Here is a 13,625-nt window from a genome sequence, read left to right as displayed (position 1 = left end):
CCGGCGGCTCAGCCGAACTGCACCGACCGCTTCGCCAGCCCCATCCAGAACCCGTCGATCACGGACTGCCGCAGATCCAGCTCACCGGCCGCGTCCGCCGCGCCCATCGTCACGAACAGCGGCGCGAAGTGCTCGGTGCGCGGGTGGGCGAGCCGGCCCGCCGGGGACTTGCGGGTGAAGTCCAGCAGCCCGTCCACGTCACCGGCCTCCAGCGCGCGCCGTCCCCAGTCGTCGAACTCGGCGGACCAGGCGGGGATGCCGCCCTGGCGCAGCGCGGCCAGGTTGTGCGTGAAGAAGCCGGAACCCATGATCAGCACGCCCTCGTCGCGCAGCGGCGCGAGCCGGCGGCCGATCTCCATGAGCCGCGCCGGGTCGAGGGTCGGCATGGAGACCTGGAGGACCGGGATGTCGGCGCCGGGATACATCTCGACCAGCGGCACGTACGCGCCGTGGTCGAGGCCGCGGTCGGGGACATCCTGCACGGGCGTGCCGGGGGCGCGCAGCAGCTTGCGTACGGACTCGGCGAGCGCGGGGGCGCCGGGGGCCTCGTAGCGCACCTGGTAGTAGTGCTCCGGGAAGCCCCAGAAGTCGTAGACCAGCGGGACGGTCCGGGTGGCGCCGAGGGCGAGCGGGGCCTCCTCCCAGTGGGCCGAGACGACGAGGATCGCCCTGGGGCGGGGCAGGGCGGCGGCCCAGGCGGCCAGCTCGCCGGGCCAGACCGGGTCGTCGGCGAGCGGCGGGGCACCGTGGCTCAGATAGAGGGCGGGCATGCGCTCCGGTGCGGTGGCGGACACGAGGCGACTCCAGTCACTGGTTACTTGAATCCTCAAGCGTTCCCCTCGAATTTAAGGGTTCCTTGTTTAAAGTTCAAGGATTCGTACGATGGATACATGAATACGGCACCCATCCCGCCCTCCGCCGACGAGCCCCGCTGGCTCACCGCCGGGGAACAGCGCGTCTGGCGCTCCTACATCGAGGCCGCCACCCTCCTCGAGGACCACCTCGACCGTCAGCTCCAGCGCGACGCGGGCATGCCGCACGTCTACTACGGCCTCCTGGTCAAGCTCGCCGAGTCCCCGCGCCGGCGGCTGCGCATGACGGAGCTCGCCCGGTACGCGAAGATCACCCGCTCCCGCCTCTCGCACGCGATCGCCCGCCTGGAGAAGAACGGCTGGGTGCGCCGCGAGGACTGCCCCTCCGACAAGCGCGGCCAGTTCGCCATCCTCACGGACGAGGGGTACGACGTACTGCGCCGGACCGCGCCGGGCCATGTGAACGCCGTACGCCAGGCCGTCTTCGACCGGCTCACCCCCGAACAGCAGAAGTCCCTCGGCGAGATCATGACGATCGTCGCCGAGGGACTCCAGCCGAGCGAAGCGGGTGCGGACCTGCCCTGGCTGCGCTGAGCGCGCGGCCGGGGCAGGTCCTGGGAACCGCGGGTACGGGGCGTCCCCTCCCCGTACCCGCGGAGGGCACGGAACGGAACCGGCAGCGCCGGCCTCAGTGGGCGATGACCGGCACCGGCAGCTCGTCCTCGACCGCGTCACCCGAACCGGAACCCGTGACGGTGGTGCTGCCCGGGCGGCCGGCGTTGATGAAGGTCAGGGCGATCACGGCCGCCACGACCAGGATGCCGACGGCGAACCAGATCGCGCTGGTGTAGCCCTGCACCTGGCCCTCCAGCTGGACCAGCTGCTGCTGGGTGCGGGAGGTCGCGCCGGCCATGTGGTCGGCGATGTAGGACGTGGTGGCCGAGGCGGCGATCGTGTTCAGCAGCGCCGTACCGATCGCGCCGCCCACCTGCTGCGAGGTGTTGACCATCGCGGAGGCGACACCGGAGTCCCGCGGCTCCACACCCTGGGTGGCCATGGACATGGCCGGCATGAACGCCGTACCCATGCCGAGGCCGAGCAGCAGCATGCCGGGCAGCAGCACGGCGGCGTACGAGGTGTCCAGCTCCAGCTGAGTCAGCAGCAGCATGCCGAGGGCGGCGACCAGGAAGCCGGGGCCCATCAGCAGCCGGGGCGCGACCCGGGTCATCAGACGGGTACCGATCTGCGTGGAGCCCGTGATCATGCCCACGACCATCGGCAGGAAGGCGAACCCGGTCTTGACCGGCGTGTAGCCCTTCACGATCTGCAGGTAGTAGGTCAGGAACAGGAACAGGCCGAACATCGCGATGATCGCCAGGCCCAGCGAGAGGTAGATCCCGCCCCGGTTGCGCTCGGTGATCACGCGCAGCGGCAGCAGCGGGGCCTTGACCCGCGACTCGACGATCACGAAGGCGAGCAGCAGCACGGCGGAACCGACGAACATGCCGACCGTCACCGCGTCGCTCCAGCCCTCGGACTCCGCGCGGGTGAAGCCGTAGACGAGCGCGACCAGACCGAGGGTGGACAGGATCACGCCGGGGACATCGAGCGGCGAGCGATTGCGGCCGCCCTGCGGCTCGCGGACGACGAGGTACGCACCAACCGCGGCGACGACCGCGAACGGGATGTTGACGAAGAACGTCCAGCGCCAGTTCAGGTACTCGGTGAGGAAACCGCCGAGGATCAGGCCCACGGCGGCGCCGCCACCAGCGATCGCACCGTAGATGCCGAAGGCCTTGGCGCGCTCCTTGCCGTCCGTGAACATCACGGCGAGCAGGGAGAGGGCGGCCGGCGCGAGCAGGGCACCGAAGGCGCCCTGGAGGGCGCGGGAGCCGAACATCATCGCCTCGTTGGTGGCCGCACCGCCGAGCGCGGAGGCGGCGGCGAAGCCGGCCAGACCGAGGACGAAGGTGCGCTTGCGGCCCCACAGGTCGGCTATGCGTCCGCCGAAGAGCAGCAGCCCGCCGAAGGCGAGGGCGTAGGCCGTGACGACCCACTGCCGGTTGCCGTCGGAGATGCCGAGGTCCTGCTGGGCGGAGGGCAGGGCGATGTTCACGATGGTGGAGTCGAGGACGACCATCAGCTGGGCGAGCGCGATGAAGACGAGCGCTTTCCAGCGGCCGGCGTCCGGGACGCCGGGAGCCTTGACGGCTGTTTCAGACATGGGGATACCCACTTCGGGACTTCGTGACGGAAAAAGGCGAGCAAAGGGACGTAAGGCCCCAGGGCGACGGCCGCGAGGGCCGCCGTCCGCTGTTCAGACGGTCAAGTTGTGCGGAACTACTGGTCGCAGGGCCGGCGCAGGTCCTCCAGAGTCGCGGGGGTCCCCGGCAGGTCGGAGCGGGCCGGAGCCCGCAGACCGTCCAGGAACAGCTGCAGATGGCGGTGGACGAACCGGTCGGCGCTCATGCACCCCGTACCGGCCGGGGGCCGGCTCAGCTGGGCCGCGACGATCATCACGTCGCCCACGCCCACGTCCCTACGGAGCTGACCGGCCGCCTTCGCCCGGTCCATGACCTCGGCGACGAGCCGCTCGACCCGTTCGCGCGCCGCTTCCAGGTCGGGGTGGTGCTGGTCGAAGGTGCTGGACACCATGGGGCACAGGGCGCTGATCCGCTCGTCGGCGGAGACGTGCACGAAGCGCTCCAGCGCCTCGAAGGCGTCGCCGGTCTCCGCGAGCGCGATCTCGGCCGCCCGGGCCGTGCGGTCCATGACCGAGCAGACGACCTCGCGGACGAGGGCGTCACGGTCGGGGAAGTTGCGGTACACCGTGGCATTGCCGACGCCGGCCCGGCGGGCGACGTCGTCGAGCGGCACGTCGGGGCCGTGCTCGACGAACATCTCGCGGGCGGCGGTGACGATCCGCTCCCGGTTGCGCAGGGCATCGGCGCGGGGCCGGGGCGCCTTGCGCTGCTCGGGGGCTGCGGTCTGCACGGCGTACTCCTCGGACGACTGGGTGGGCGATCCGGGGAGGGAATCCCCGTTTCGCTCGGACACTGGGCTAAACGGGGAAACGATCCCCGGTTATTTCCCGCACCCGAAGAGTTCTGCGGTGACCTGCGTCACACTCCACCGAGGCGCGAGCGCCCCTCCGCCGGCAGGCCACCCGGCCGGCGGCTACCGGCGAGAAACCCACGATCGGCTGCTCCAGCGCGCGCCCGCCCACCCCTCGACACAGGGTGATCACAGGGTGCAGCCGGTGTCCGGCGGCTGCCGGGGTCCGGGAGGTCTGCATGCCGCCGCAGCCGCAGGCGCCCAGCCGTCGCATACGCACGCGCCGGCTGGCCGCGCTCGCCACCGTCTCCGTACTGACCCTCGCGGTCAGCACCTCGGCGGGCGCCGGGCGGCTCGCGCCGAGCACCACGGCGGCGGGCCCGGGCCCGGCCACCCTCTCCCGCTCCTCCGCGCACGGCCCCTGCCTGATCACCGGCGGCCCCGAGATCCAGATGTCCGAGGGCGTCCCCACCTCCGCCGGCTACGCCCGCTCCACGGGCACCGTCCGCGCCCTCACCCTGATGGTCGACTTCTCCGACGCGCCCGGCGTGGGCAAGGCGCTCGACCGCTTCGCCGAGTTCTTCCCGCAGACCCGGGAATGGTTCCGCACCAGCTCCTACGGCCGCCTCGACTACCGCGCCGAGACCCCGATCCGCGACTGGCTGCGCATGCCGAAGTCGTTCGCCGAGTACGACATAGAGCGCGGCGCCCCCTTCGACCCCGGCTACCGGCAACTGGTCCAGGACCTGGTCGCGCAGGCCGACGCGAAGGTGGACTTCCGGTCGTACGACCTCCTGAACGTGCTGGTCACGCCGAACGCGGGCCCCTCCGCCCTGGACACGGTCCTGTCCGTGACCTTCGCCGGCAACACCGAGGCTCCGGTGGCCGACGGCGTCCCGGTGGCGAACGCGTCCTTCGTCTACTCCCGCCAGGACGACGGCTCCGGCTCCTACGACGAGACCGGCTACCGCGTACTCCCCCACGAGAACGGCCACGTCTTCGGCCTGCCCGACCTCTACACCCAGGAGGGCGGCGGCGCGGCCGGCCACTGGGACATCATGAGCGAGGACTGGGGCGCCAACAACGACCTCCTGGGCTGGCACAAGTGGAAGCTGGGCTGGCTGGACCGCACCCAGGTGCACTGCGCGTCGGCGCCCGGAACGACGGAGTACACGCTGACGCCGCTGGCCCGCAAGGGCGGCGACAAGCTCGTGGTCGTCCCGCTGGACGGGACGTCCGGGTACGCCGTCGAACTGCGCACCCGCGAGGGCAACGACGAGGTCATGTGCCGGCCGGGCGTGCTGATCTACAAGATCGACGCGGACGTGGACACGGGAATGGGCCCGGTCACGGTCTACGACTCCCGCCGCGACAGCGGAGGCTGCACCCGCAGCCCCAACGTCCACGCCGAACTCTCCGACGCCGCCTTCACACCGGGCGAGACCTTCAAGGACCCGCGCCGGGGCATCACGATCGCGGTCTCGGGAGCGAACGCGAAGGGCGACCATCGGGTACGGATCACGCGCGGTCGGGACGGCGGGTGAGACAACGGGTGAGGCAGCGGGCGGCACAGCGGTGAGCTGGTGGGAAAACGGCGACGCCCGGACCAGCCCACCACCGGCATTACGGTAGGCCTGCCGCGACCGCCGTACCGGAGACCCGATGCCCGCCACCACCACGAACGACGACGCCGCCGCCCCCGGCGAGGCAGTCGCACCCCTGCTGCGCGGAATCGCCGTACTGCGGCAGCTGACCGAGGCCGACGACGGCGGCACCCTCAGCCTCAGCGGACTGGAGAAGGCCACCGGCCTGGCCCGCTCCACGGTCGACCGCGTCACCGCGACCCTCGCCCGCATGGACTACGTCCGACTGGACGGCCGCGACGTCACCCTCGCCCCCCGCCTGATGGAACTGGGCAACGCCTACCTGGCCGCCCTCCGCCTCCCCGCCCTGCTGTCCGCCCGCGCCGACGCCCTGGCCGACGAACTGGACGAGTCGGTCTCCCTCGCCGTCGGCGACCGCGACGGCATCCGCTTCATCCACCAGGCCACCCGCCGCCGCGCGATGTCCCTGAGCTTCCGCATCGGCGACCTGCTCCCCGCCGAACGCACCGCGCCGGGCCCGCTGTTCGCCACGGAGTGGACGCAGGCCGACTGGCGCCGCTGGCACGACCGCCGGGCGGCGGACCCACAGGACCGCACCTTTCCCGCCGTACCCCCACGCGAACACGCAACCCCGGACTCCGACTTCGAACACCGCACGGCCCGGGCCGCGTCGGACGGCTGGGCACTGGACGACCAGCTGATCGAACCGGGCCTGATCGCGATCTCGGCCCCGGTACGGGACCCCCGCACCGGTCGTACGGCGTGCGTGGCGAACGTGGTGAGCCACACCAGCCGCCACACGGCCGAGGACCTGCGCACGACCCTGCTCCCCCGCCTCCGCACGGCGGTACGTTCGATGGAGGACGACCTGCGCACCGCCCCGCCCCCGGAGCCGGGCGCTCCCCCCGCCGGCCTGGCCACCTGGACGGGTGCGTCGAAGCAGGAACTCGGCCGGGAGTTCATCGAGTCCCTGGCCCGCGGCCTGACGGTACTGACCGCCTTCGGCGAGGGCCGTTCGCCGCTGACCCTCACGGAGGTCGCGAAGGCGACGGGCCTGGCCCGCGCCACGGCACGCCGGGCCCTGATCACCCACGAACACGCGGGCCTGGTGACCCCGACCCCCGACCGGGGCGCCTTCACCCTCACCCCCCGCGTCCTCTCCCTCGGCTTCCCGCCCCTCTCCCGCACCTCCCTGCCCCAGATCGCCCAGCCCCACCTGACCGCCCTCGCCGACCGCGTCCACGAGTCGGCCTCGCTGGCCGTCCTGTCGGACTCGGGCGAGGAGATCCAGTACACGGCCCGGGCGTCCACGAGCCGCGTGATGAGCGCCCACATCACGGTCGGCACCCGCCTCCCGGCCCACGCGACCTCCCTGGGCCGCGTCCTGCTGGCCGACCTCCCGACCGCCGACCCCCGCTCCGAGATCCGCTCCCAGGGTTACGCCCTGGTCGACGAGGAGCTGGAGCCCGGCCTGCGCTCCCTCGCGGTCCCGGTCCGCGACCGCACGGGCCGCGCGGTCGCCGCGGTGAACGTCGCCATGCACGCCGCCCGCCGCACGGCAGCGTCCTGCGTGACGGAGATCCTGCCCGCCCTCGAGGACACGGCGGCCCACATCGAAGGGGACCTGCGCGTGGCGGGCCGCTTCCGCACAGTCCCCCTCACCTGACCAGCCCCGGCTCTTCGACCCACCCGCTACACTGTCGGGCGGTGGCACACCCACACCCAGCAACACCGCCACCGCACCACGACCGGCCTTCGTAGCTCAGGGGATAGAGCACCGCTCTCCTAAAGCGGGTGTCGCAGGTTCGAATCCTGCCGGGGGCACAGAGGAAGGGCACCTACGGACCCGTAGGTGCCCTTCGGCGTTCGTAGTCGGCGGTTCGTCTGCCGAGGGCTCACGCGGCGTGCGGGGTGAAGGTGACATGCGAGTCGCCTTCGTCGATGGTCAGGTTCAGCGTGCCCTCCAGTGCTTTGGCCAAGCGCCGCAGCAGCGGAAGAGTCGGCACGGTGTCGCCGCCCTCCATCCGGGAGACCTGGGGCTGAGTCATCCCAGCCCGCTCTGCCAGCTCCGTCTGAGACAAGCCGAGTTCGATCCGGCGGTCGTAGACCGCCTGCCCGAGATCGCCGGCCAGCCGCGCGTCGACGTACTCCTGGTCATACTCCACCGCCTCACCCGCAAGCTGCCGGGCCCGGCGCGTCTTCCACGTGCTGTGATTCATCAGTTCTCCTTGCGTCGCTCGTACGTGTGCTGAGCATGACCATGCTCGGCCTCGCAGACCTTCTGGGCCTGGTGCGCACGCTCGACTTCCGCCGCTTCACGCATCCTCGTCTTACGGAAGACCGTCAGCAGCACGATCCGTTGTCCCGGCGCCAGCCAGTACGGGATGCGCACGGCTTCGCCGTCCAACTCGAAGCGGAGCTCACGTAGCTTGCCACCCAGGTGCCGCGAGTACGGCTCGCCGAGGGTCGTCGGCTCGTCCAGCAGTCGGTCCGTCTTGTCCTCGACCCGCCGGTAGAGGCGGAACGGAAGCAGCTCCAGCCAATCCCGTACCTCGGGTTCGATCTCGATCTCCCACTGCTCCGCCATGCAATCAACGGTATATACCTCCAAATATATAACGCAAGCCGCTGCGGCCCACAGGAGCTGCTACTGCCCCATGCCGCGCTGCCATCCCGACCCGCCCGAAAAGGTCGCTGCAGTAGACGGCCTGACGTTCTCCCCCAGGGAGGGCTGCTCCTACTCGGGCTCGGACTCCTCGTCCGGTGCGGGCCCGGTCGGTGAGGGCCGGTCGTCTCAGTCCCGCGCCGGCGCGGGCCGGGACAGGTTCCAGTACGCGGCGTACCGGCCGGCGTGCCGCAGCAGCTCCTCGTGGCTGCCCTGTTCGACCACCCGCCCGGCGTCCAGGAAGACGACCCGGTCGGCCCGGCGCACGGTCCCCATGCGGTGCGCCACCAGCACCACGGTCCGGCCCGCCATCAGCTTCTCGATGCCGGCGTGCACGGCCGCCTCGTTCACCGGGTCCAGGGCGGAGGTGACCTCGTCGAGCAGCACGATCGGCGCGTCCTTCAGCAGTGCGCGGGCGATGGAGACGCGCTGCCGCTCGCCGCCCGACAGCAGTGCCCCGCCCTCGCCCACCTCCGACGACCAGCCGCCCGGCAGCCGCTCGATCACCTCGTCGAGACGGGCCGCGGCGGCCGCGGCCCGTACCTCGGCGTCGGTGGCGTCCGGGCGGCCGAGGCGCACGTTCTCCTCGATCGTGCCGTCGAAGAGGTGGACGTCCTGGAAGACGATGGCGATCCGCGCCATCAGCGCCGCGGTGTCCATCTCCCGCACGTCCACGCCGCCGATCCGCACCGCGCCCCCGTCGACGTCGTGGAAGCGGGCGAGCAGCTGCAGCAGCGTCGTCTTGCCCGCGCCCGACGGTCCGACGACGGCGAGCCGCCGGCCCTCGGGCACGGACAGCGTCACGCCGTCGGCGACCGTGCGGTCGCCGTGCCGGAAGGTGACCGCGTCGAACTCGACGTCGTGGCGGGACGGTTCGCGCGGTGCGCGGGGCTCCGGCAGCGGCTCGGTGGTGAGGACGTCGTCGAGGCGGGTGAGTTCGGCGCGGGCCGCGCGGATGCCACCGCTCATCTCGGCGAGGGACAGCAGCGGGTCGGCGCAGCGGGCGGCGAGCACCAGGACCGCGAGCACCTCGGCCGCGCCGGTGTCCCCGCCGAGGGCGAGGTACGCGGCGAGTGCGAGCAGTGCGGTGAACACCGCCTGCACGGTGACCGCGAGACCCAGCACACCGGGCAGCGCCGAAAGGGTGGAGCGTCGCGAGGCGCGGCCCAGTTCCTCCAGGGAGTCGTCCAGCAGACCGAATCGCTCGCCGGTACGGCCGCCGGCGCGCAGCACCGGCTGGGCCTGGAGGTACTCGATGACGCGGCCGGTGGCCTCACGCTCGCGTTCCGCGCGCTCCGTGTCGGTCGCCGCCGTCGCGCGGGCCGTGCGCAGCTGGACCGCGGCCACCAACGGCACGGCGGCCAGGCCGGCGAGCCCCAGCTGCCAGTTGAAGGCGAGCATCACGGCGACGATCGTCAGCGGCGTCACGCAGGCGGCGATGAACGGCGCCAGCAGGTGCGCGATCACGCCCATCGCCTGCAACACGCCCTGGCTCGCGAGGACGGACACCTCGCCGGTGCGGCCGGGTTGATACCAGCCGATGGGCAACCGGGCGAGGTGTTCGCCGAGGCGCTCGTACATGCCGTGCAGCATCGTCGTGCCCACGCGGAAACCGGAGCGGTCGCTGATGTACCGCAGCACCGCGTAGACCGCGACCGCCGCGCCGAAGGCGGCCAGCCAGGGCCGGGCGTCCTCGGGTGTGCTGCCGAAGAGCGCGCGCAGCACGGGCACCAGCAGGGCGTACGACAGTCCCTCGGCGAGGGCGGTCGCCGTCATCAGGGCAACGGTGCGGCGCACCGGCCCGGCGTACTCGTGGCCGAGCACACGCAGCAGTGTGCCGATCATCGGGCCTCCTCCCCTTCCGGGGTGCCGAAGTGGATCTCCCAGAATTCGGCGAACGCGCCGCCCCGCGCGAGGAGTTCCGCGGGCGTGCCCCGCTCCACGATCTCGCCGTCGCGCAGCATCACGACGGTGTCGGCGTCGGCGATCGTCTCCAAGCGGTGGGCGATGACCAGCGTCGTCCGCTTCTCCCGGGTCTGGGCCAGCGCCTCGCGCACCGCCTGCTCGGTCCCCGGGTCGGCGAAGGCGGTGGCCTCGTCGAGGACCAGGACGGGGGCGTCCGCGAGCAGGGCGCGGGCGATCGAGACGCGCTGCGCCTCGCCGCCGGAGAGGCGGGCGTCCTCGCCGATCACCGAGTCGTAGCCGCGGGGCAGTTCGAGAACGCGGTCGTGGATGCTCGCCCGGCGGGCGGCGCGGACGACGGCGTCGCGGTCGGCGTGCGGGACGGCGAGGGCGATGTTGTCCGCGACCGAGGCGCGCAGCAGCCGGACGTCCTGGAAGACGAAGGACACCCGCCGGTACAGCTCCTGGCTGCCCACCTCGCGCAGGTCGACGCCGCCGAGGAGCACGGAGCCGTGCGTCGGGTCGTGGAACCGCGGCAGCAGCTGCACCAGCGTGGACTTGCCGCTGCCGGACGGCCCGACCACGGCCGTGATCGTCCCCGGTTCCAGCACCAGGTCGATGCCGCGCAGCACCTCGCGCCCGGCCGCGGCGCCCTCGTACCCGAAGCGGACGTCCCGCAGCTCCACCCGGTGTCCCTCGGGCGCCACCGGCCGTACGGGCTCGGGCAGCGACGGCTCGGCGAGTACGTCCCGGATGCGGCCGACGGCGCGCCGGGCAGCCTGGAGGTCGTCGAAGCCGTGCCCGAGCGCGGCCACGGGCGCGGTCAGCCCGAGGCCGAGGAGCAGGAAGGGCAGCAGGTCCGCCGGGGCGATCCCGCCCCCGGTGATCCGGTATGCGCCGCCGGCCAGCACCGCCAGCAGCACGAACGGCGGCGACAGCGCCACCTGCATCCCGGCGGCGACCCCGGAAAGACCGCGCACCATCCGGTAGAAGCTCCGGGTGAAGTCGTCCACCGCGGTACGGAACCTGCCGTGTGCCCGCTCCGACCCGCCGAACGCCTTCACCACCGCGATGCCCTGCACGAACTCGACCACCGACGCCGAGATCCGTCCCATCGCGGCGTCGAACTCCTTCTGCTCGCGCAGCCGCGCGGGGGTCATCATCAGGGGCACCAGCGCGACCGCCAGCAGCACGGGGATCAGCGTGATCAGCGTCAGCCGCCAGTCCACGGTGAGGAGGTAGCCGAGCGAGACCAGCGGCACCACGAAGGCGGAGACCAGCTCGCCCGGTGTGTGGGCGATGAACGGGTGCACGGCGCTGACGTCCTCGCCCACCAGCTTCGCCAACTCCCCGCTGCGCCGCCGCGCCAGCCGGCCGATCGGCACCCGTCCGAGCCGCGCGGCGAGTTGGCGGCGCAGCGCCAGCTGCACCCGGGTGTCGAGGAGGTGTCCGACGCCGGACGAGGCGGCCGTGAACAGCAGCCGTACGAGCAGCCCCGCCGCGCCCGCGATCACGACGCCGCGCACGTGCCCGTCGTCGGCCGGTCCCGGCGCCAGCAGCGTACGGCCGAGCTCGACGACCGCGAGCAGCGGCGCCAGGCCGGCGACGGCGCCGATGACCTGCAGGACGACGACGACGGCCAAGCCGCCCGCGTACGGGCGCAACAGGCGGGCCATGCCCGGTGGTGGCGGCGCGGCGGTTCCGGTGGAAGTCATGCGCTCACCTTCGCCGCGGCTGCGGCCCGCTGGATTGAAGAAATGTTCCGTCCGGATGTTCCGTGCGGATGTTGCGTACGGGCGGCCCGTAGCATGGACGCATGTCAACTGCCGTGCGCCGGCGCGTCGCTGATCCCGTGTGGCAGGTCACGCGTCCGGCCCGGCCCGGCCGCGTACCCGGCGTCGTCCTGGCGGGGATGCGCGACCGCGGCCCGGCGCCGGTCGACCACCGGCTCGACCCGCACCCCGTGCTGACGCTGGCGCTGGCCTGCGGCGAGGCGGTGCTCGGCATCGACGAGTCGACGGGGCGGCAGCACCGCGGCAGCCTTGTCACCGGGCTGGAGTTCGGTGTCGGCGGTGCGGCGCGGGTGCGGGCCGCGAACGTCGAGTGGATGCAGGTGCGCCTGTCCCCCGCCATCGCGCGCGCCGTGCTGAGGGTGGGCCCTGGTGAGCTGGAGGGCTCCGTGGTGGCCCTGGACGACCTGTGGGGCGAGCGGCGGGCAGCCCGGCTGCGCGAGCAGCTGGCCCAGGCCGCCTCGTGGGAGGACCGCTTCGCGCTCGTCGAAGCGCTCCTCGCCCGGCTGTCCGCCGCGGGGCCCGCCATCGAGCCGGAGCTGGCCTGGGCCTGGGACCGTATCGTCGCCGGGCACGGCCAGGTGCGGGTCGAGGGGCTGGCCGACGAGCTGGGCTGGAGCCGCAAGCGCCTGTGGTCCCGCTTCCACGCGCAGCTCGGCCTGCCGCCCAAGCGCGCGGTGAAGCTCGTCCGCTTCGACTGGGCCGCCACCCGCCTGGCCGGGGGTCAGGAGGCGGCCGGGGTCGCGGCCGACTGCGGCTACGCCGACCAGTCGCATCTGCACCGGGACGTCGTGGCGTTCACCGGTGTGACCCCCGCGACCGTGGCCGGCCAGTCGCTCGTCGCGACGACCGACCTGGCGTGGGTGGACCACGTGCCGCGCCTCTCGGCACGATGGGGCGGTGCCCCGGCCTCCCGTTCCGACGGGCCGCACCGGCCACTGCCGCCGGCCGGCGGAGACACCCGAGGGGGAGGGGTTCCCGGGGGGCCCACGGATGTACGGTCGCGTCACCGGCGCCGGCAGCCCGCTCACGCCGCCGATGCGGGTGACTCCGGCTGACGGCGGTCAGACGTTCATGGTGATGCCGATCCGGGAGTGCCCGAGGGTTCCGTGGCCGGCTCACGCCGGCGGGTGTGGGCCGCGGTGGACGACCGTGATGAGGCGGTCGGGGCCAGGGGTCTCGAGTTCGTCGACCACGGCGACGGCCAGGTCCTCGGCGCTGATCCAGGACCGGCCGTCGTCGCTGACGAGCAAGGTGTCGGTGCCGCGCCGGTAGCGGCCGGTCCGTTCGCCGGGCTCGAGCAGGGCCGGTGGACTCAGGTACACGTAGTCGGCACCGGCATGGGACCGGCAGGCCCGCAGCTGGGCGACTCCGGCGGCGGCGACCGCCCTGATCTCGGCGGGCACGTACGCCGGGTTGTCGGCGACCAGCAGATCGCGGTCACCGGGGCTGCGCAATGCGCCGGCGCCGCCGACCACGAAGACGTGGATCCCGAGCCGGGCGGCGACGTCCAGCACCGTACGGGTGGCGCCGACCAGGAACGCCTCGTCGGCCGGCACGGTCCGCACGGCGAGCACGACAGCGTCCGCGACGCCGTGGGAGGCGGAGCCCGCGAGTGCCTCGTGCAGGGCGTGCGAGTCGGTCACGTCGGCCGCGACCGGCGTCACGTTCGGGTTCCCCGGGTTCTCACCCGCGGGTTTCCGGGACAGGGCGAGCACCTGGTGTCCGCGTGCGCCCGCCTCGTCGACCACTCGGCTGCCGACCATCCCGGTGGCGCCCAGTACGGCGATAGTCATGC

General features: G+C 72.8%; 12 protein-coding genes and 1 tRNA gene. 5 read left to right on the top strand and 8 right to left on the bottom strand.

Annotated features, from left to right (window positions below):
• Positions 1-8: 8 nt before the first annotated feature.
• Positions 9-770, bottom strand: a complete 762-nt coding sequence (locus ACIGO6_RS17385) for a dioxygenase (protein ID WP_399877024.1) — start codon at positions 768-770, stop codon at positions 9-11.
• A gap of 120 nt (positions 771-890) precedes the next feature.
• Here ACIGO6_RS17385 and ACIGO6_RS17380 point away from each other — a divergent pair, with 120 nt between their 5' ends.
• A complete protein-coding gene (locus ACIGO6_RS17380) occupies positions 891-1,406 on the top strand; it encodes a MarR family winged helix-turn-helix transcriptional regulator (RefSeq protein ID WP_399876623.1) in 516 nt (171 codons plus the stop codon).
• Positions 1,407-1,500: 94 nt separating this feature from the next.
• On the opposite strand, the gene ACIGO6_RS17375 is transcribed toward ACIGO6_RS17380, so the two are convergent.
• Together ACIGO6_RS17375 and ACIGO6_RS17370 are read right to left on the bottom strand one after the other, a co-directional pair.
• The gene (locus ACIGO6_RS17375; protein ID WP_399876620.1) at positions 1,501-3,036 is read right to left on the bottom strand and encodes an MFS transporter; all 1,536 of its coding nucleotides are present in this window, start codon (positions 3,034-3,036) and stop codon (positions 1,501-1,503) included.
• Between the two features lie 116 nt (positions 3,037-3,152).
• Complete coding sequence (locus ACIGO6_RS17370) at positions 3,153-3,806, bottom strand: TetR/AcrR family transcriptional regulator (RefSeq protein WP_399876617.1); 654 nt, start codon at positions 3,804-3,806, stop codon at positions 3,153-3,155.
• 299 nt (positions 3,807-4,105) lie between these two features.
• Between ACIGO6_RS17370 and ACIGO6_RS17365 the strand changes: the two genes are divergently transcribed.
• The 3 genes from ACIGO6_RS17365 (at position 4,106) to ACIGO6_RS17355 (ending at position 7,294) form a co-directional block, all read left to right on the top strand.
• On the top strand, positions 4,106-5,410 hold the full coding sequence (locus ACIGO6_RS17365) for a M6 family metalloprotease domain-containing protein (RefSeq protein ID WP_399876615.1): 1,305 nt from the start codon (positions 4,106-4,108) through the stop codon (positions 5,408-5,410).
• Positions 5,411-5,528: 118 nt separating this feature from the next.
• Positions 5,529-7,136, top strand: a complete 1,608-nt coding sequence (locus ACIGO6_RS17360) for an IclR family transcriptional regulator C-terminal domain-containing protein (protein WP_399876612.1) — start codon at positions 5,529-5,531, stop codon at positions 7,134-7,136.
• Between the two features lie 85 nt (positions 7,137-7,221).
• Positions 7,222-7,294, top strand: a tRNA-Arg gene (locus ACIGO6_RS17355).
• Between the two features lie 71 nt (positions 7,295-7,365).
• Here ACIGO6_RS17355 and ACIGO6_RS17350 read toward each other — a convergent pair.
• From ACIGO6_RS17350 to ACIGO6_RS17335, 4 genes are all read right to left on the bottom strand, one after another.
• Positions 7,366-7,689: a helix-turn-helix domain-containing protein gene (locus tag ACIGO6_RS17350; protein WP_399876610.1), complete on the bottom strand. Its 324-nt coding sequence runs from the start codon at positions 7,687-7,689 to the stop codon at positions 7,366-7,368.
• Positions 7,689-8,057, bottom strand: coding sequence for a type II toxin-antitoxin system RelE/ParE family toxin (locus ACIGO6_RS17345; protein WP_399876608.1), 369 nt, complete (start codon positions 8,055-8,057; stop codon positions 7,689-7,691). The genes ACIGO6_RS17350 and ACIGO6_RS17345 overlap by 1 nt, the downstream gene beginning before the upstream one ends.
• Positions 8,058-8,264: 207 nt before the next feature.
• Positions 8,265-9,980 carry an ABC transporter ATP-binding protein gene (locus tag ACIGO6_RS17340; RefSeq protein WP_399876606.1) on the bottom strand — a complete coding sequence of 572 codons (1,716 nt, stop codon included), beginning with the start codon at positions 9,978-9,980 and terminating at the stop codon, positions 8,265-8,267.
• The gene (locus ACIGO6_RS17335) at positions 9,977-11,752 is read right to left on the bottom strand and encodes an ABC transporter ATP-binding protein (protein WP_399876603.1); all 1,776 of its coding nucleotides are present in this window, start codon (positions 11,750-11,752) and stop codon (positions 9,977-9,979) included. Before ACIGO6_RS17335 ends, ACIGO6_RS17340 begins: the two co-directional genes overlap by 4 nt.
• A 101-nt stretch (positions 11,753-11,853) precedes the next feature.
• Between ACIGO6_RS17335 and ACIGO6_RS17330 the strand changes: the two genes are divergently transcribed.
• Positions 11,854-12,885 (top strand): helix-turn-helix domain-containing protein, encoded by a 1,032-nt coding sequence (locus tag ACIGO6_RS17330; RefSeq protein WP_399876600.1) that lies wholly within the window; start codon positions 11,854-11,856, stop codon positions 12,883-12,885.
• A gap of 60 nt (positions 12,886-12,945) precedes the next feature.
• Here ACIGO6_RS17330 and ACIGO6_RS17325 read toward each other — a convergent pair whose 3' ends face one another.
• The gene (locus ACIGO6_RS17325) at positions 12,946-13,623 is read right to left on the bottom strand and encodes an NAD(P)-dependent oxidoreductase (protein WP_399876597.1); all 678 of its coding nucleotides are present in this window, start codon (positions 13,621-13,623) and stop codon (positions 12,946-12,948) included.
• Positions 13,624-13,625: the final 2 nt, after the last annotated feature.

The organism is Streptomyces sp. NPDC053750 (genome assembly GCF_044544295.1).
Lineage (GTDB): Bacteria > Actinomycetota > Actinomycetes > Streptomycetales > Streptomycetaceae > Streptomyces.
The sequence above is the reverse complement of the archived record's forward strand: the minus strand, read 5'-3'. Positions and strand labels throughout refer to the sequence as shown.